This window comes from Xenorhabdus sp. TH1, from assembly GCF_037260955.1.
Classification (GTDB): Bacteria; Pseudomonadota; Gammaproteobacteria; order Enterobacterales; family Enterobacteriaceae; genus Xenorhabdus; species Xenorhabdus griffiniae.
Map to the genome: position 1 here is coordinate 167,837 of NZ_CP147735.1, position 17,853 is coordinate 185,689.

Below are 17,853 nucleotides of genomic sequence, written 5' to 3' on the forward strand. Positions count from 1 at the left end.
TCTGTGGTCAAGGAATTGTAGCTTTTCTGATTGAATAGCACCGTAATTTTTTGTTTAATTATTCGTATTAGTTCTTTTTTGTCTAATTGCATGATGGTCTAGTTATGTTTATATTATAATCAATATCCTGTTAGACAAACTCACAAGCAGACAACAACATGGCTAACAACTTCATTACAGAACAATACTCGGCCATGTGCCGCGATCTAAAGAAACTCACATCTCTTATTAAACGACTGCCACCTCGAAATGTACGAGTGACGGCCATCCCTCCCACACTCAAAGGAATGGAGAACGAGCCCATTAGGGAGATTATCGTGACAGAAAAAACAGGGAGCGAAGCCCTGGCGATCGCAGCGGCTTGTTACCAAGATCTCCATATCAACCCGAATTATTCTCAAAAATCTACCCGGCGTACTGTGGGGGTTCTTTGGTTTTCTCCTTCCGGGACCGGAGCCACAGATGAAATCCAGGCTCTGGTTGACCGCATCAATGCAGCTAAAGCCGGTATAGAAGAGTTTGTCGTCTCGACATACCAAACCAGGCAGGAACGTTTTGAAGCGCTCAGGGCTGAGTGCCCTGGCGTGATGACACTTCATCTTTACAGGCAGATCCGCTGCTATAGTCAGGGTGATGTCTCTTCTATCCGGTTTACCTGGCAGCGGAAGGATGCTCTGAAAAAAGCCGTGAAGGCAGAGCTTCTTCAACGGCTCCATGAGGAACTGGAACGTTCAAGACCTGACTACCAGCTCCACCTTGAGCAACTCATCCGGAAAATAGCGAAAACACCGGAACCGTTATTGCGAGAACGCAGGGAAGTAAAAGTCCAGCCGGTAGCAAACGTCATGGCCACAGGAGAGTTAAAAACGGTGACAGCACCAATGCCTTTGCTTCTGCTCCAGGACGATGAAGCCCAAATCAAAATGCTCAAGAGCTTTGATGCGTCCGATCAACGGAAAACACGCTCTGATAAAATAGCGTCCAAAATTCTTGGCACTTTCGCAGGTGTCACCATCGAATCTTTCCCTGAATAGCAGTGACGTTGGATGGAGATCCGTGACGGTCAAGTTATGGCAAACTGGAAAAAAGATCAGCCAATTCTTATTACAAAAAGTTTCAGGCGTAGCGTCTGGCTACTAAAGAAGATATTGTGGAGATGAATACCAAATAATAAATGAAGAAGAATGCGATCTAAAAAACAACCCCCTTGTTCGCCAGGATAGAAAACTATTAATTTTAATATATACATATAGTTATATTATTTTTTACCCTTTTTTTCGCCAAAGCAATGTAGTGATGACAGCTCCCTTACTCGCAACGGACGGTATTTCCCAGCGCGTAATTTAAAATTATTACGCCAGATGTCATCTCCACTCAGATCGATATGCTCCCAACCCAGCAGCGTTACTTTTACGCCTTTATCGGAAATATCAACATCAGGCAAATCACCGGTCATCGCCATGGCGTTTAAAATCTATGCCTTGCTCTGCTTGTTTTTAACCCGAAGCTCAATGATTTTCTCATGCAACTGATCATTTGCCTGACGCTCCCAGAACTTACCGGCGACTTTGATTTTTATATTCATTCTTCCTGACGCCGACTATGATCCTGATAGCCTTTACGTACAATGGCGGCCAGCATATCAAGCACTACAGTTCTAGTCGTTGCAATAATGCACCGGATACATTTTCATGATATCAACTGGCCAACCGAAATCCTTTTCTTCAACAAAGGCTTTCATTTTTTTGCATGTAGATAGCCGTAAATAGACATTTTTCATCCAATGATGACATTTAAGTAATGATCCAAGAGGGAAATGATCACACTTTAAGCCATGGCATTGTGATTAAACTTATTTGTCATGTGAAGTCAGATTTGGAATTCACTCCGATGGCATGGAAGGAAATAGATAAAAGCGGTAGTGAGAATTCAGATAATATCAATGTGCATAAAAAACAAGCTTAGCATTGAATATGTTACGTTTTCTCCTTAACCTCGTATTAGGAAGTTCCATGTTCGCGGTATGCAGCTGCTAATGTACGCAGCGCTTCTTTGGAACGTTGATCTGTAAGATTTGAATGTAATATGATCCTAGAGGAAGGCAAATCTGGCAATTCAAATTTTTTTCCAACTTCAATAGTATCAGGAGGAGCAAGGCGACATGAAAAAGCAGAAACCGCTAGACCTGCTGATACCGCGGCCATAATAGCGACATTACCTCCCCCAACAAATACCTCTACCCATTCTATTCCTGCATTATCTAACGCATCAATGGCAATATTCCGGGCACGGCAACAAGGCGCCAATGAGGCAAGTTTTAATGGTTTTCCTTGCTGTTGATGGAAATTTGAAGCTGCAAACCAACCAAAATGTTCAGGGCCTAGATCTTCACCACTTCGGTAATCATCATCTTGCCTGACAATGACAGCATCCAGTTCCCCGCTATCAAAGGCCGCTAATAATTGAATTGAATTTTCTAATCTAATCTCAATGGTTAAAGCGGGATCTCGTTCATTTAGTTTAGCCAATAACGCAGGAATTTCGGGTCCTGCAACATGTTCTGCAATACCTAACCTGAAGCGTCGACATTCACATGAAAGAGCAGCTATGGCTCTATCATGTGCAGCAATAAACTCTCTTGCAGCGTTAATAAAAACGGTACCTTGGGCCGATAACCGGACTAATCTGGGCGTCCGTTCAATTAATTTATAGCCTAATCGTTCTTCTAGTCGCCTCAATTTAACACTTATCGCCCCCTGAGTTGTACCCAATGCATCCGCTGCCTTAGTAAAACTTTGGAAATCAATAATATTGATAAATGCTTTTACGGATTCTACATCTAGCGCCATTCGATTCATTAATCATGCCATAATGTTGTCATAGAAATACAAAATCATAACATTGATATATAGATAATTCATTAATACTATTGTGAATAAGGCCTGTTTAAAAAGTAATACCTTAATTAAATTGTCAATATTATCTATATGATCAAAGGGTTGTTATGAATAATACATCTATTCAGCAGGGGAAATATGCTTTAATTGCAGTGTGTTTATCTGCTCTCATGTTAGGATTGGAGATATCAAGCATCCCGCCAGTCCTTTCAACTATAGAAAAGATAATGAGTGCTAGTTTTAGCCAACTACAATGGGTTATGACTGCATATACTATCGCAATGACAACAATCTTAATGGCTGTTGGTACGATAGCAGATCGTTACGGCCGTAAAAAAATATTTATTCTGGGTATTGTTTCTTTTGGTATTACGTCTTTAATTTGTGGCCTTACAACCAACGCAACTGTTCTTATCATAGCGCGTTTTTTACAAGGGCTCAGTGCTGCGATGATGCTGATTTGTCAGATATCTATTCTTTCTAACCAATTTCGTGATGGAAAAGAAAGGGGCAATGCATTCGCGTGTTGGGGGATTATTTTTGGCGCAGGGCTTGGTTTCGGACCGATAATTGGTAGCCTTATTCTTACATATATAAATTGGCAATCGGTATTTTTAATTCACGTATTTTTATCTATTGTCACCTTACTATTAAGTGTAAAAGGGGTACAAGAATCACGTAATATCAACTCCGCTACATTGGATTTAAAAGGTATATTAACATTATCTATTGGTGTTTTCTGTTTGGTACTCTTTATTACTCAAGGACCAACATTAGGTTTTAACAGTGTAGAAGCATTAAGCATCATTGGATTATCAATTATTAGCTTTATTGCTTTTGTATTTGTCGAACGCGCTAATAGCCAAGCTATGTTTAAATTTTCTGTATTCAAAATTCGTAATTTCTCTGGTGCCCTATTTGGCTCAATGGGGCAAAATTTTAGTTTTTGGCCATTTATCATCTACCTACCTATCTATTTTCACCTAGGTTTGGGTTATAACAGCGTTGAAACAGGTTTAGCATTACTGGCATATACATTACCAACCCTTTTTATTCCTCCATTCGCTGAGCGTTTGGCTATTCGTTACAAACCAAGAATGGTGATCCCTATAGGTCTTCTCATCATTGGTACTGGTTTTATTTTAATGATTATTGCCAATAGGTATAACCAAGAAGAATGGATAATGCTACTTGGTTGTATGTTAGCTGGAGTAGGAGTAGGGGCAACAAACACGACAGCAACAAATACGATAACGGCATCAGTTCCTGTTGAACGAGCAGGAATGGCATCGGGTTCTGACACAAGCGCTCGCATGATTTCATTAGCATTTAATATTGCGGTAATGGGATTTCTTTTAGTCGAAGGGATCATCGTCTATTTAAATAATCATTTAAATTTAATAGATAATGAACAAATACGAAGATTAGCAGAAAAAATAGCGACTGGAGATACTGCTGCTGTAGAGAAAAATCTAGGTCATATAACAGATCCTAATGAGATTATCCACACCGCATTAATTTCTAGTTTTGAATGGCTAATGGCTTATGCTGCAACAAGTGTTTGCCTGATGGCAATAACTAGCTTTATTATTTTCTCTTTGAAAAGTAAACCATATTGTCAATCTATCCCTAATGGATATAAAAACTAATAGGATGATTACTCAGGAGCTATCTATCTCTGAAAAACAACTAAAGAAACGTGATGCCACAGCTCAGTTAGAGTAGGACTGAGCTGAACAACGAGGTAGATTCGAATAATATCAATTTGTATACAAAGCAGCCTTAATGTAGGATATTTAATGATGTTGTTCTGTAAACTGTAAAAGTAGTGGTAAAATATGTAAACGGCCAAACGCCTCTGGTACGTCTAATCGCAATCGTCCTACAAGTTTCCTAAATTGAGTACTGAGAACAATTTTTGCTTCTTTTAAGTCAGTAAGCACACATACACAAGTGTGGTAGAATGCACTTCCTGCATCAGTCAGAGCTAATCGGCGAGTTGTTCGTTCAAACAAAGAGTACCTAGCCGATCTTCTAAGCGTGCCACACTCTTGCTAATTGCAGAATTGGCCAAATTCAGTTGATGTCCAGCTGCAGTGAAACTCTTTGTTCCAGCTCGGAATATTTTTAGCGCTGTACCACACAATGGGGCTTACGTGGCAACTGCTATTGCTGTTATAGCTATCCTTATGGTGGTATGGATTGCACGGTTAAAATAAATGGAGAGCAATTTACCGATACCCGCAGGTAGTTTGCCCGTTCGTTTTCCGCGCTGTTTTTAGCGGCGATCTCTTCAGTGTGCTCTCCCAAATTAGCGCCAGTTCAAACTAACTGAAAGCTGACATCACATGCTGTTGCAGCTCTTGCATGGGCGTGCTCTCGTTGACATTAAAAGTTGATAAATATCAGTGTAATAACTTATTCGCTTAAACGCAGGGTCAGAGTACACCTATCCATAATGTTTGTTAGAACCAAATCCGGACAAGGTCGCATTTGCTTTGTCAGTCCCAGCAGCTTGGTAAACTTCACCATCACCAATACTAATCCAATTATCACACTCAGCAGCTGTAATCGTTGTCGTTGGCGGCCTTGTTTTAGAAAATATTATAGATACACCTGATCGTATATAAATGTCGTTATAGGAATAACCGCCAGGAACTCTTCAGCGGTCAAATTCATATTCTGGTATCTACCGTCAATTTGCAAAATACCGTGACACCTCTAACTAATTCATGTCATTGCTATCAGTATCTAATACAACCCCATAGGTATACACATCAAATATATCGTAATTATATTTAGCACTACCGAAAGTCAATTTAAACCCTTGCGATTTTCCAATGAAATCAGATGGTTTAAACGTTGTATACAAACCTAACTTAGATCCAAATTCTGTTTCTTTAACAATTTTACTACTGACGTTACCTTCTTTTACGGCCATTTTTCCTCTATGACATTAATAAAAAACATATTAAATAAGTATTCACATACCTATTGAAAAGAGGTATCGTTTCCCTGCTAATTAATTATGCAGATGACAGCGGGGATCTCTGCAGAGTTCAGAAAAATTTCTTTTAGAAGAGGTTAAGACCCTTTTCAGACAGTGATAATTTATTACTAGAATGAGATCTAACTACCCCGTAAGGTAACAAACCGGAGCTGTAAAATAGCCCGCATCCAGTCCGATAAACAAGATTGAACGGACAACGGGCCAAATTGACGCTTCAGCAGCCAATCAAAGGTGAAATAGCTTGTAAAACAAATCGATCACCAGAAATTTGACGATTAATTATAACTTAAAGATCGGGCTAAGTTTCTTTCAATTAACTAAAACCTATTTATTGACTGCATTGCTTCATTGAGTTTATCAAATAATAGAATTGTATCCTGCCAATGCAAACAAGCGTCAGTTATAGATTGACCATAAACTAAGGGAGAATTCAAAGGCTGATTGCCTTCTTGAATAAAACTTTCTGCCATGACCCCTCTTATAGTTATTTTATTTTTCTTTATTTGTTGACATATAGATTCCGCAACCACTAATTGTTGTTTATGTTTTTTTTGGCTATTACCATGACTCAAATCGACCACGATACTTTGGCTAACACCTTGATTTTTTAATTTATCATTTAATTGTAAAATATCAGATTCATAGTAATTAGGTTCTTTTCCTCCTCTTAAGATAACATGCCCATATTGATTCCCTGATGTCGATATTAATGATAATTTTCCATCATTATTAATAGAGCAAATAGTATGAGAGTGATTGGCGACTTTAATTGCATCAACTGCCACTTGAATATTACCATCAGTACTATTCTTAAAACCAACAGGATAAGGCAATGCAGAAGCCAATTCTCTGTGTGGCTGTGATTCTGTTGTTCTCGCTCCTATTGCTGCCCAGCTTATCAAATCAGAATAGTAGATATATAAATACGGACTCAGGATCTCTGTTGCGGTAGCAATACCTATTTGATTAATCTTATAGAGCAATTTTCGAGAGCGGTATAATCCTTCTTCATATCTGGCAGAACCATCCAAATCAGGATCAACAATAAATCCTTTCCAACCTAATGTCGTTCTCGGTTTTTCCAGGTAAGCCCTCATTATAATAAATAAAGAATCTTGATATTGTTGTTTTATGGAATTCAATCTTGATGCATAATCCAAACATGCTTCTTCATCATGAATAGAACACGGGCCAATAACGACCAATAGACGTTTATCTCTTCCTGTTAAAATATTTTTAATAATATTTCTGCTATTATCAACATGTGATATAATTTGTGAATTAAGCTTTATCTCAGAAAAAAGTTGATTTGGAATAGGTAATATTCCTAAATTTTGATCCACGACTAACCTCCAATTATATTTATAGAATTATCATGTAAGTCCGTCAGTAATATAAAATTATGGTTGAAGTCTTAAGCTATTCCAACCAGTTTTACCATATTCAAAACGTAATCTTTTATGTAAACGGTTAGAACTGGCTGCCCAAAATTCAATGGTATGAGGTTCAAGAAGATAAACAGCATACCGTTCTGGACAAGGCAATGCACCACTCTCTTCAAGCTGTTGCGCAGAGATAAGGAGCTGCTCATATGAGATCAAAGGCTCACTTTGATAAGAAACCGTTGACATTGAATGTAAAGGTATTGGACGTTTATTCCATTCTTCAATAGCGTATTCTCGGGACAGCTTTTTAACCTTTCCACTTACAGACATTTGACGGCCAAGCTCACGCCAGTAAAAATGGCCACAAGCAAAAGGATTATCGCTGATATCTTTTATTTTTCGACTACAGCTATGTGTAGAAAACACAATACCTTCATTTGTAAATTCTAAAATAGCCATTACACGCGATGACATATTCCCATTGCTATTCGCAGTCACCAATACCATTGAACGCGGTTCCCGAACGTCTTGATTAATGGCTTCTTGTAACCATTTCCTTCCTAAATTAATAGGTTCAGAAGGAAAACAATCATATTCAGGGAAATTATAATCCAACTTACCTGTTACACTTTCAAAAATTCCACTCATAACTATTACCTTAAATATTTAATTTAAATATTGCCCTAAACAAAATATTGTCCCATAGCAACCTGAAATGCATAGCCACCCGCTTCAAGGAGAAACTCTTCATTGGTCTTTTTAGCTACTGCGTTCATATAAGATGGCCTTTTCATTTCTACGCCTTGTATAATTTCGATCATTTTCCCAAATTCCGATAAACCATATCGGCAAAGATGTAATGCCAAAGGACCCGCTGCTGAACCCGTTGCTGCATCCTCGGCAACACCATAAGCCGGGGAAAACATACGTAATCTCCAACTATCAGTATCATTCGGGCAAAAACATAAGGCTGCCATATTATTAAATTGAGACAGTTTTTTAAGGTCTGGATTAATTTTTTCAAGTATTTCAATATGTTCAACGCCAACAAATACATGCCTTGGTCCCACATTATACATATCTATCGGTAATGTACTTTTCTCCACACCAAGGGCTTCAAGTAATTTTTGACGATATTCATAAGAAGAAATAACAGGGTTAGGTTGTTCCATTTTTACATAAGCAGTGTAGGGTTCTTCTTTTACTGAATTAATTGAAAATCTATAAACACCCTTTTGGGTCTCGATATTAATTTGAGACAATCCGGTCTCTTTTGCCAAAGCTAATGCCGTACCAAGTAATGGATGCCCTGCAAATCCCAATTCGTTAACAGGGGTGAATATTTTTACATTAAAATCTCCTCCTTTTATAGGGGCGCGAATAAATGTTGTTTCAGAAAGATTAATTTCTGCAGCCAATTTCTGCATATAATAATCATCTAAATCGTCACAGTTAAAAAATACAGCGACTGGATTACCAGTAAATAATTTATTACCGAAAGAATTTACAACAGTATATTTATACATAATTCACCTACAATAATTATTTTGTATAATACCGACAGAAATAAAACCAAATTCAACCTTACACTAAGATAGTTTTATCTTCATTAGACATTACAGAATAGATAGCATCTCTTAATATTCTATGACCTTCTTTCGTTAATATTGATTCAGGGTGAAATTGCATTGAACAAAAATTCTTGCCTTTCAACCCATGAACGTGTTTTGATAACGGATCACGATAAACCAAAATATCACCTACAGGACTTACTATATATTCTGATTCGGAAATAGCAGCAAACGTATTGTAGAAACCAACATATTCTGTTTTTCCGAAAATAGATATCTTCTTTTGTATTCCCTGGTTCGGAGGAGAAAGACGTTCTATTGGCAATCCCAGGAGTGTGCATAAGATTTGATGGCCAAAACAAATCGAAATAAAAGGTTGATTTTTTGCCATCGAATTCGTAATGATATTACGACTAGTTATCACTCTTGGATCAGTTAATTTACATGGATCACCTGGCCCTGGTCCTATTATAAGTAACTTTGAAGGTTCAATGTCACCAATTGAAGAATATAATTTAACGTCAACTTTAAAACCTACTTCACGCAGTTGATATGCCATCATCGATGTAAAAGTATCTTCATTATCTAAAATGACAATCTCTGGTTTACTTACATCATTTAATAAATGGTTTGATGATTGCATCATATCCCCAAACCAAAAAATGGAAAGTCGTTCATTTCTTTTTTTGAGTATTTTATTAATATCTTCTCTTTTAATAGAGATCGCATCAGAAACAGTCATACCCATCGCATTTTGAATTGCAGCAGCTTTGGCAATCGTTTCTTGTACCTCTGAAAGTGGATTGGAATCACGAACCAATGTTGCACCCACGCCCACTTGTATTTTACCACCTTTTGAAATTTCAGCAGTACGAATAAAAATAGCGGAGTCCAATAGCCATGATTCGTTATTCACATTCTCTATCAAAGCAGCAAAACCACTATAGTAAGAACGCCCATATTTTTCATAACGTGCAATCACCCTTGTGGCGTTCTCTAAAGGACTACCAACAACGGTGGGGGCAAACATTGAGAGCCTTAATATTTCAGATATAGGCAGTTCTGTTGAACCTTTCAAGGTATAATAAACATGTGCCAATTTTGACATATTAATTAATGATGGCCCCTGAACTTTAACGTCTGAGAAACAAATATTTGTCATCATTTTTAGTTCTTCATCAAGAACCATTGATAACTCACCTTCCTCTTTTGTATCTTGTAAAAAATCCAAAAGGCCTTCTTTGGTCTGACCAGAAACGGGAAATCTATATGTACCACTTATTGGCATCATTGAAACTGATTTGTCATTAAGGCTAATATGCTTTTCCGGAGAGGCACCTATTAAAGTCACCTCTTTCATACGAATAAAGAAAGTCCAGTAAGCCCCTTTTTCTTGTTCCAATAAATTCCGAAAAATTGTCATGCCAACATGATCATCATAATGAGTCATATCTCCATTCAAGGTTCGTTTGATAACAAAATTAGCGCCTTCTCCTGTACCTATTTCGTTTTCTATGATCTCTTTAACAATTTTTTCGTAATTTTCATCATTCGGATTGAAATAGGTATTGCTAATATCAACCGAAACTTCAGGTAAAATGTCAATAGCATCTTCAAGTAAACATGTTTCATATTGACGGACACAAAGGGCACGGAAAGGTGTGTTGTCATCGATAACAGTAAAGCCACGTTCTTTAATCTGGCAATAGGGTGTGGCAAGCAACACTCCCCAATGTCCCATTACTTGCTGTTCATTTTGAATTTGATCTAATTCTTTTAAATTTTTAAGTATATATTCTGTGCCAACAAGAACTTCAACTGTTGCTTTTTTAAATTTATCTGGCCTGTATACCAATGCATAAGTATCGAAATGACCAGCAATAACTTTTTGCAAGATCGTTTCTTCTTCAAAAAAATTAGCGTTCATCATTTGCAAACCTCCTGGGTTGGCAAGACCTTCGCACAACACTCAGCCGCATATATTAATGCCTGTAGATGCGCCTGTTTTGAGAAATCTGCAATTGCATCTTGTACAAGAAAGACTTCAATATCTCTTGAGTAAGCATCAACAGCATTAGTTTGTATTCCTATATGAGCAAAAACACCACAGATAATGATTTGATCGCGTTTTTCCTCCAGAAAAATTTCATCAAGAGGTGTTGCATGAAAAGCACTGTATCGCCATTTAGCTAAAACTCTATCTTCTGATCGGGGTGCTAATTCTTTAGCTATGGCCGTATGTTCATCTTTGCTGCTCATCCCTTTTCCCCATATATCGTAGAGTAACCCACGTTCTTTTTGGGTCATATCCCCACGTTGGGCGGTATAAACAATCGGAATATTATTTTTCCTGGCATGAGCAATAAGGTTTTGACAATGGTTGATTAGCTCTTGCTTTAAATCAGAAGAAAAGAAATCTAGAAAATAGGCTTGCATATCGTGTACAAGCAATATGCTTCGACTATTATCATGTTTCCAATTTACTCTACTTATGACATTAAATTCAGGAGATTTAAGTGAGTAGCTCTCTATTTTTGGAATACTCATTTTTCACCCTATCAAAAAATAATATGTTAAAAATAGCCACTATTATAAAAAATAGGGCCATCTATTATTTATAATAAAATCTTAAGATAATTAGGTAGGCATACCACTTCTATTGATTTTCGGAAGTTCAATGCCCAGCGCTTTAAATTGTTGACAAGGATTCATAAATTCACGTTGTAGCTTTATTCTTCCATTTTCAAACTCAAAATAATGGATAAAATGATTTTCATAGATACCTTCAGGATAATTATCAAAACGAATTATCCCTTTTCCATCACATTCGACCCAAAAGATATTAGGATCTTGGGTACTATATATGTCAACGTTATACCAAACCCAATCAGGAAAATACTTCAAAACCCATACAGCATGCTTCGCCAAACTTTCATGACCTTTTATCATAAGGGGCTTTCCTGTATCAGAAGTCCAAAGCCCACCACATCCATCCTCGGTAAATAATTCATACCGTTTCAATCTATCTTGTCCTTTCGTGGCCATATATTTTTCAACAACCAATCTATTTTGTTGCCGTACTTTATTATCGTCTTCCATAATAATACCTTTAATTTAATATGAAAATAAAAATATCCCAATAACAATTGAAATTAATCGTTAAATCATTCAAAGATTAATATCCATTAGAGTAACCAGGCTGTATTATTTAAAATAACAATCACATTTCAGAAAAAAAACAACGATAAATTAATATATACATTTATAAATCGTAAATATATAGATTAATTTTAACTCTAATGTGAGACTAACATCACAATTAACAAAATATAATAAATTTAGCGGAATTTGTTATATTTCTTACAAAATCAAATTTGACTGGATATGATTATTACAATCACATGAAATTATTAAAGCCAATTAAATTTTAATCTTGACTTACATTAAATGACAAACACGATACTTATATTATAAATAACAGATATAAAATCAAATCCAATGATTATTAATTTAACACTATAAAAATTTACTCAATAAATAATTAAATTATACTAATCAATTATTTCTTATTCCAACAATTAAGTATCCAGTGAAAATTATGGTGAGACACTGAAAATGGGTTTCGATAGTACCGTTGCGTTGCTATTCATACAATATCAAGAGAGAGTTTGTTACCATTGAATTGATTACAACTTGAGATACGTCAACATTTTTATCAAATATAAAGGAAAGTCACCACTTGCTTACAATCACAATCATACTTGGAGCAGGAACAACCGTAGAAAACGGGGCATAATCAACGCTGTTATGCCCAACCTTGAGAATCAATAAAGTGTTCTTAAACAGAAATAAATCGTCAATATCATGATATCAATGATTCTAACAAGATTTTAGTCACTTTATTAATGGAAGCCTGGATAAAATGGGAGGTTTCAAATACTAGTTCAACCTTAACGCCCAGGGAAAGTGTCTTTTGGATGTTTGGTAGTAATTGCCTGATATCATCGACGATAATAAGCGGATTCCCCGTTGATGTTGAAAATAACCCCAAATGTACTGCTGTCTTACCATGTAATATTGCACTAGTTTCAATGGTTATTGGTTATGGAACTTAACTTTGCTGTACCTACACCATTGAGATAAATTAATCTATTACTATTATTGAGGATAACAAGATCACAGAATTTTTTAACATTGGTATGATCATTATTGACCTTGATGTTAGAAACAATATATTCACTTTTCCTGGAGCAGCCTGATAGTTATTTTGTCTGATTGTTTCAATAATATTTGAAACGGTTAATCTACGCTCCACTAGACTATCTGGATCCAACTACAAGAATATAGAAACATGGGGTCAACCACTGTTGATTCCCCTGATGAAAGTTCAATAACAGGATCATAAGCCTGTTTTAGCAACATATACTTAATCTGCTATTAAATAAATTTTTTGTCAGTTTTAAGTTCTCCGACATCGTGTAATGTTTTTGAAAGATGTTAATAATTTTGATCAGCTATAGTAACTTTTGTATGTGAATTATCTGTTTATGATTTAAATTTTTTTCTGAAATGACTTGCGATTGCAGTTGCCAGTAATCCCCCAATTACAGTGATATGTTCAAGCGCGAAGAAGAGAGAGGTTTTGGCATATTCACCAGAGAAATTCCAAAAAGTATGGACAATAAGAATAGTTAACAAAAGAAAGATAGCCAGTGCGCCTGCGCCAAGCCAAACAAATCGGTCTAATAAGATCAATAGTGAGCCGAAAAGTAAAACAATTGCTGAAGAAATGTTAAAAAACCAATCTGGGTGTAGGCCTGCTGCACGCATTTCTGCCAGACTGCCTTCAAAGTCGATAATTTTGGCAAGTCCCGATGAAATGAAAATAAATAAAAGAAGTAATCGAGCGATAATCCATAGCCAGGTACTTTCCAGAATATTCTCGACAAATCGTTGCATAATTTATCCTTACAATTTTTAGGTAAAAAGATACTGTCTTTTCTTCAGTTTATAAAAAATTTTATTAATTAATGAAAACATCAGATATGTATTATAAAACCTCAATCTAACTTGAGGTCAATAGATATGATGAAAAATAACAGTATTGATTTTAATGGAGCTTTACTATTAGAGAGGCATCAAATGTAACATAGTTGTTGTATCTCCCTTCCGTTTCTATGAAAAAGGATTAGTTAAGGGTTTATGTAATCAAGTTCACTAAAAAATCAAAGTTGCTATTAAAAGAGCTTTAGTTAATGCCACAAACAATGTTATTGCAGTAAGAAATAAAGTTATCCACGTTATTAACAAGGTGGATCTAATTATAGGATCTTAACTGATCTATAAAAGGATCTATAAAAGGATCTTAAAGGATCTAAGGTCTGAAAATTGTTTATTAAACAAATTGTTACAGAACTTTTTGTTCCTCTAAATATGCTGTTTTGTTCCTCTAAATATGTGATATGTTCTTGCAATTATGTCATCTGTTCTTCTAAATATGCTAATCTGTTCCTCTAAATATGCTATAAATGTTCCTGTAAACATGTAAATGTCTTTTTCTTTGTGGGTAAATGAACATTCTGGGATAATATAAAATGTCTAAAGATATCAATGATATAGGTATATCTGTTGAGTATTTGAATAAGTCAACTGGCGAAATAGAATATATTTCATCCACAAGCACAAGATCTATTCAGCCGCTTTCCCTCTTAAGGCTGAGTGTTTTCTGTCCTGTTGGTATGCGAGAGAAGAAAAATGTCGCTAACCGAACGATGGATGCTTCTGAAGAGCTTCGTAATCTGGAGATAGTGAATAAGGAAGGTTATAACAAAGTGACGATAAGCGGCCCAAAGCTCGATATGGATACTGATTTTCGGGTCTGGGTTGCTATTATTTCTGCGCTTACTCAATATCCTCTTGTGGAAAATCAGATTTCAATGCCTTTCACTGATTTTGCTCGGCTTTGTGAGTTCAGTACACGACAGGTGAATAAAAACCTTAAAGAAAGAATTGCAAAGTCGCTGCGTAAGATTACATCTACTTCGTTGTCTGTGTATAAAGACATGGGAGAAGAAATAATCAGTGCAACTACTCACCTCATTAATTTCTCTAAAGTTGATACTGCTAAAAATGAAGTCGTTCTTGAATACAATCCGGGTTTAAAAGATCTTTACGATATTGACTTGAAGCGTGTGCTTAAATTGAAGGTATTTCCAGCGATTAAACGTGATGAAGTGGCCAAGGCGATTTATATTTTTCTAGAAGGTTTGCCGAACAATCAAGTCCAGGTTGTGTCTTTCGACAGGCTTATGAAACGTTTGAATATGCGTTCTGAACCCAGAAAACAACTGATGATTGTGCGTCGTGCTATGAAATTGTTAGAAGAAGTCAAATATTTAACTTATACCGAAGGCTATAAGGTGAGAGGAGGAAAACGTCAGGTCTATTTTTCGATCAATTCTCGTGATCCAGATCTAACTGAGACAGAAGACTGATAGATTTTTTTAATAATAGAAGGTATTTTGAATATATTGCAATTTTATGTTGCCCTTTTTTGATAATACATGTTACTTAACTATTTGTAATTAAATAATTTTTTCAAAAATGTTCCTCTAAACATGCAGCGTAGAAGCACATATGTTTTGCTATGTTAAAAAATATAATATTCTTTATATTACAAATAATTACATGAAAATCGTTCCTCTAAACATGTATTTTTATATCCTCAAAGGAGGAGCAATTGGCTGTTTTATTATCGATCTGTTCTTGCAAATATGCAGTAAACGGGAATGTTCCTGCAAATATGCTGTTTGTTGCCTGGCCGTAAGCGCATATTTAGAGGAACAATTGGCTGTTTTATTATCGATCTGTTCTTGCAAATATGCAGTAAACGGGAATGTTCCTGCAAATATGCTGTTTGTTGCCTGGCCGTAAGCGCATATTTAGAGGAACAATTGGCTATTTTATTATCGATCTGTTCTTGCAAATATGCAGTAAACGGGAATGTTCCTGCAAATATGCTGTTTGTTGCCTGGCCGTAAGCGCATATTTAGAGGAACAATTGGTTGTTTTATTATCGATCTGTTCTTGCAAATATGCAGTAAACGGGAATGTTCCTGCAAATATGCTGTTTGTTGCCTGGCCGTAAGCGCATATTTAGAGGAACAATTGGTTGTTTTATTGTCAATCCGTTCTTACAAATATGTTGTTTGCCTATGTTACTATCTTACCATGTTCAGGCTTTGCGCTGATTCCCTTGAAAAGTTCATTCATATGTTATTAATTATTCTATATGGGTAGGCTCTGGGACATGGTAATCATTGTTTAATATGATCATTTGAATCAAAATTAAACATACTATTAATCATCATGGCATTCGAGTTCTTTTCTCTCTGAAAAATCAGAAAAAGCAAGGACTTTTACGCCTAAGCGATAAATTTCCTCATATCCCACTACTTCTCCAAATTCTGCTCTGACAATCATACCTTCTAGAAAGGTCATAATAGCTTTAGTTTTAGCTTCTATTCCTGGTTGCCTAGATTCAAATACTGAAAACAGCAATGACTCAAACCAAGCCTTATGTTGTAATGCTTGCTGTGTGAGTTTTTCATCAAATCCCTTAAACTCTGCCAAAGCATGCATGAACATGCATCCTTTAAAATCGACAGATCTAAACCAAGAGAAGTGCCAGTCCAGAATGGCATTCAATCGACTCTCGGTATTCGACGCAGCAGATACCGTCTCTGTTAGTCCTTTTTCAAAAAACTGATGTCTCCTAACGAGAACTGCTTCTATGAGTTTATTTTTGGAACCAAAATATCGATACATTGATGTTTTGGAAATTTGTGCCTTGTCTCGGATTAAATCGACCCCAACAGATGTATAGCCAAATTCATTAAATAAAGTTTCGGCTGTATCCAGAATGTGTTCTCTCTTATTCATCATAATCACTTATCAAATTTTATAAATTAAATATTGCCCCAATGTGTACAGATCTGTATTATTCTCTTTGAGTGTACAGATCTGTACATAAAATTATAGCACAGTGCTAGATGGTATTTTCGTGACCTTTTTAAGGAAATGTAAAAATGAAGAAACTACGAGGTGGTGGAGCACTTCCTCCAAAACCGAAATTTATCCAACTAATGAAAGGATTAGTCGGCGGTTTTTTCGGTATTTTGACTCTTGGTGCTCTAAGCCAACTGACTGACAGCCCTTGGCTAATGGCCCCTTTTGGTGCTACATGCGTGATCCTATTTGCGGCACCTGCCTCGCCGTTGGCACAACCACGCAATGTTATTATTGGTCACCTAGTTACCTCAGCTGTAGGATTGATTGCCTTATATGGCTTTGGAGATTCCATTATCGTGATGTCATTGGCAGTTGGTGTTGCTATTATGTTGATGCAATACCTCCGTGTAGTACATCCACCCGCTGGTGCTAACCCGTTAGTGATCATTCTTACTGGGCAAGGTGTTGTAGGGTTTGATTATTTATTTATGCCTGTACTGATTGGTAGCGTTGTTTTAGTTGTGATCGCATCAGTTGTTAATAATTATGGGGAAGATGGACGCTGGCCGGTTTATTGGCATGGTTTAAGTCGCAGGAAGGAATAGTAATTATGCCTAAGCGTGCTCTTACGCTTAGGATGCAATAGCCTGAAGAAGTGGTAAGGAAAATAGCTGCAAAATTAGGATCGTGATATCAATTTATTACATAATGTATAGTATGCTTATTTGGAGGATATTTAGATGGCACAGATTGATGTGACCTGCCCATCTTGTTCTGCAGTTAAAGGAATTCACCGTAATGGGCATTCCCGCTTGGGTCATCAACGAACGTTATCTTTACCAGTCCTACCGCCATTCGTTCACTTATGCCGCCTGTAGTCCCGGTACACATAAGCAAATGGATCTACAGGTTGAACGTGTTGCTTTTTTATATTTAAGGCTCGGTTAATTCTGGATTGTTGCTAGAAAATATTCTTTTGC

Annotated in this window: 15 protein-coding genes; 4 read left to right on the top strand and 11 right to left on the bottom strand. The window is 36.4% G+C overall.

Features of this window, described 5'->3' with window-relative positions:
• The first annotated feature begins 158 nt into the window (after positions 1-158).
• The gene (locus WDV74_RS17555) at positions 159-1,034 is read left to right on the top strand and encodes a DNA replication terminus site-binding protein (protein ID WP_338885676.1); all 876 of its coding nucleotides are present in this window, start codon (positions 159-161) and stop codon (positions 1,032-1,034) included.
• A gap of 224 nt (positions 1,035-1,258) precedes the next feature.
• Here WDV74_RS17555 and WDV74_RS17560 read toward each other — a convergent pair whose 3' ends face one another.
• Positions 1,259-1,462, bottom strand: coding sequence for a hypothetical protein (locus WDV74_RS17560; protein WP_338885847.1), 204 nt, complete (start codon positions 1,460-1,462; stop codon positions 1,259-1,261).
• A 538-nt stretch (positions 1,463-2,000) separates the two neighbouring features.
• Positions 2,001-2,858 (bottom strand): LysR family transcriptional regulator, encoded by an 858-nt coding sequence (locus WDV74_RS17565; RefSeq protein WP_338885677.1) that lies wholly within the window; start codon positions 2,856-2,858, stop codon positions 2,001-2,003.
• 146 nt (positions 2,859-3,004) lie between these two features.
• On the opposite strand from WDV74_RS17565, the gene WDV74_RS17570 reads away from it, so the two are divergent.
• Entirely contained in the window at positions 3,005-4,546 is a 1,542-nt protein-coding gene (locus tag WDV74_RS17570) for an MFS transporter (protein ID WP_338885678.1), read from the top strand.
• A 1,076-nt stretch (positions 4,547-5,622) separates the two neighbouring features.
• Here WDV74_RS17570 and WDV74_RS17575 read toward each other — a convergent pair.
• The 8 genes from WDV74_RS17575 to WDV74_RS17610 form a co-directional block, all read right to left on the bottom strand.
• Positions 5,623-5,838 carry a hypothetical protein gene (locus WDV74_RS17575; protein ID WP_338885679.1) on the bottom strand — a complete coding sequence of 72 codons (216 nt, stop codon included), beginning with the start codon at positions 5,836-5,838 and terminating at the stop codon, positions 5,623-5,625.
• 386 nt (positions 5,839-6,224) lie between these two features.
• Positions 6,225-7,250: a 3-deoxy-7-phosphoheptulonate synthase gene (locus tag WDV74_RS17580; protein WP_338885680.1), complete on the bottom strand. Its 1,026-nt coding sequence runs from the start codon at positions 7,248-7,250 to the stop codon at positions 6,225-6,227.
• A 57-nt stretch (positions 7,251-7,307) separates the two neighbouring features.
• Entirely contained in the window at positions 7,308-7,940 is a 633-nt protein-coding gene (locus tag WDV74_RS17585) for a pyridoxal 5'-phosphate synthase (RefSeq protein ID WP_338885681.1), read from the bottom strand.
• 35 nt (positions 7,941-7,975) lie between these two features.
• Positions 7,976-8,818: a PhzF family phenazine biosynthesis protein gene (locus WDV74_RS17590; protein WP_338885682.1), complete on the bottom strand. Its 843-nt coding sequence runs from the start codon at positions 8,816-8,818 to the stop codon at positions 7,976-7,978.
• 58 nt (positions 8,819-8,876) lie between these two features.
• Positions 8,877-10,793: an anthranilate synthase family protein gene (locus WDV74_RS17595; RefSeq protein WP_338885683.1), complete on the bottom strand. Its 1,917-nt coding sequence runs from the start codon at positions 10,791-10,793 to the stop codon at positions 8,877-8,879.
• Entirely contained in the window at positions 10,790-11,410 is a 621-nt protein-coding gene (locus WDV74_RS17600; RefSeq protein WP_338885684.1) for an isochorismatase family protein, read from the bottom strand. The genes WDV74_RS17595 and WDV74_RS17600 overlap by 4 nt, the downstream gene beginning before the upstream one ends.
• A 90-nt stretch (positions 11,411-11,500) precedes the next feature.
• A complete protein-coding gene (locus tag WDV74_RS17605; protein ID WP_338885685.1) occupies positions 11,501-11,962 on the bottom strand; it encodes a PhzA/PhzB family protein in 462 nt (153 codons plus the stop codon).
• A gap of 1,446 nt (positions 11,963-13,408) precedes the next feature.
• Entirely contained in the window at positions 13,409-13,822 is a 414-nt protein-coding gene (locus tag WDV74_RS17610) for a DoxX family protein (RefSeq protein WP_338885686.1), read from the bottom strand.
• A gap of 635 nt (positions 13,823-14,457) precedes the next feature.
• On the opposite strand from WDV74_RS17610, the gene WDV74_RS17615 reads away from it, so the two are divergent.
• Positions 14,458-15,357, top strand: coding sequence for a replication initiation protein (locus tag WDV74_RS17615; protein ID WP_338885687.1), 900 nt, complete (start codon positions 14,458-14,460; stop codon positions 15,355-15,357).
• A gap of 865 nt (positions 15,358-16,222) precedes the next feature.
• Here the strand turns inward: WDV74_RS17615 and WDV74_RS17620 are convergent.
• The gene (locus WDV74_RS17620; RefSeq protein ID WP_338885688.1) at positions 16,223-16,807 is read right to left on the bottom strand and encodes a TetR/AcrR family transcriptional regulator; all 585 of its coding nucleotides are present in this window, start codon (positions 16,805-16,807) and stop codon (positions 16,223-16,225) included.
• A 143-nt stretch (positions 16,808-16,950) separates the two neighbouring features.
• Between WDV74_RS17620 and WDV74_RS17625 the strand changes: the two genes are divergently transcribed.
• Complete coding sequence (locus tag WDV74_RS17625) at positions 16,951-17,478, top strand: HPP family protein (protein WP_338885689.1); 528 nt, start codon at positions 16,951-16,953, stop codon at positions 17,476-17,478.
• Positions 17,479-17,853 lie beyond the last annotated feature (375 nt).

Bases quoted from the DNA above. Each gene is read 5' to 3' on its own strand.
- WDV74_RS17570 (WP_338885678.1), top strand. From the start codon at position 3,005: ATGAATAATACATCTATTCAGCAGGGGAAATATGCTTTAATTGCAGTG.
- WDV74_RS17560 (WP_338885847.1), bottom strand. From the start codon at position 1,462: ATGGCGATGACCGGTGATTTGCCTGATGTTGATATTTCCGATAAAGGC.
- WDV74_RS17610 (WP_338885686.1), bottom strand. From the start codon at position 13,822: ATGCAACGATTTGTCGAGAATATTCTGGAAAGTACCTGGCTATGGATT.
- WDV74_RS17605 (WP_338885685.1), bottom strand. From the start codon at position 11,962: ATGGAAGACGATAATAAAGTACGGCAACAAAATAGATTGGTTGTTGAA.
- WDV74_RS17615 (WP_338885687.1), top strand. From the start codon at position 14,458: ATGTCTAAAGATATCAATGATATAGGTATATCTGTTGAGTATTTGAAT.
- WDV74_RS17585 (WP_338885681.1), bottom strand. From the start codon at position 7,940: ATGAGTGGAATTTTTGAAAGTGTAACAGGTAAGTTGGATTATAATTTC.
- WDV74_RS17590 (WP_338885682.1), bottom strand. From the start codon at position 8,818: ATGTATAAATATACTGTTGTAAATTCTTTCGGTAATAAATTATTTACT.
- WDV74_RS17620 (WP_338885688.1), bottom strand. From the start codon at position 16,807: ATGATGAATAAGAGAGAACACATTCTGGATACAGCCGAAACTTTATTT.
- WDV74_RS17595 (WP_338885683.1), bottom strand. From the start codon at position 10,793: ATGATGAACGCTAATTTTTTTGAAGAAGAAACGATCTTGCAAAAAGTT.
- WDV74_RS17625 (WP_338885689.1), top strand. From the start codon at position 16,951: ATGAAGAAACTACGAGGTGGTGGAGCACTTCCTCCAAAACCGAAATTT.
- WDV74_RS17565 (WP_338885677.1), bottom strand. From the start codon at position 2,858: ATGAATCGAATGGCGCTAGATGTAGAATCCGTAAAAGCATTTATCAAT.
- WDV74_RS17555 (WP_338885676.1), top strand. From the start codon at position 159: ATGGCTAACAACTTCATTACAGAACAATACTCGGCCATGTGCCGCGAT.
- WDV74_RS17575 (WP_338885679.1), bottom strand. From the start codon at position 5,838: ATGGCCGTAAAAGAAGGTAACGTCAGTAGTAAAATTGTTAAAGAAACA.
- WDV74_RS17600 (WP_338885684.1), bottom strand. From the start codon at position 11,410: ATGAGTATTCCAAAAATAGAGAGCTACTCACTTAAATCTCCTGAATTT.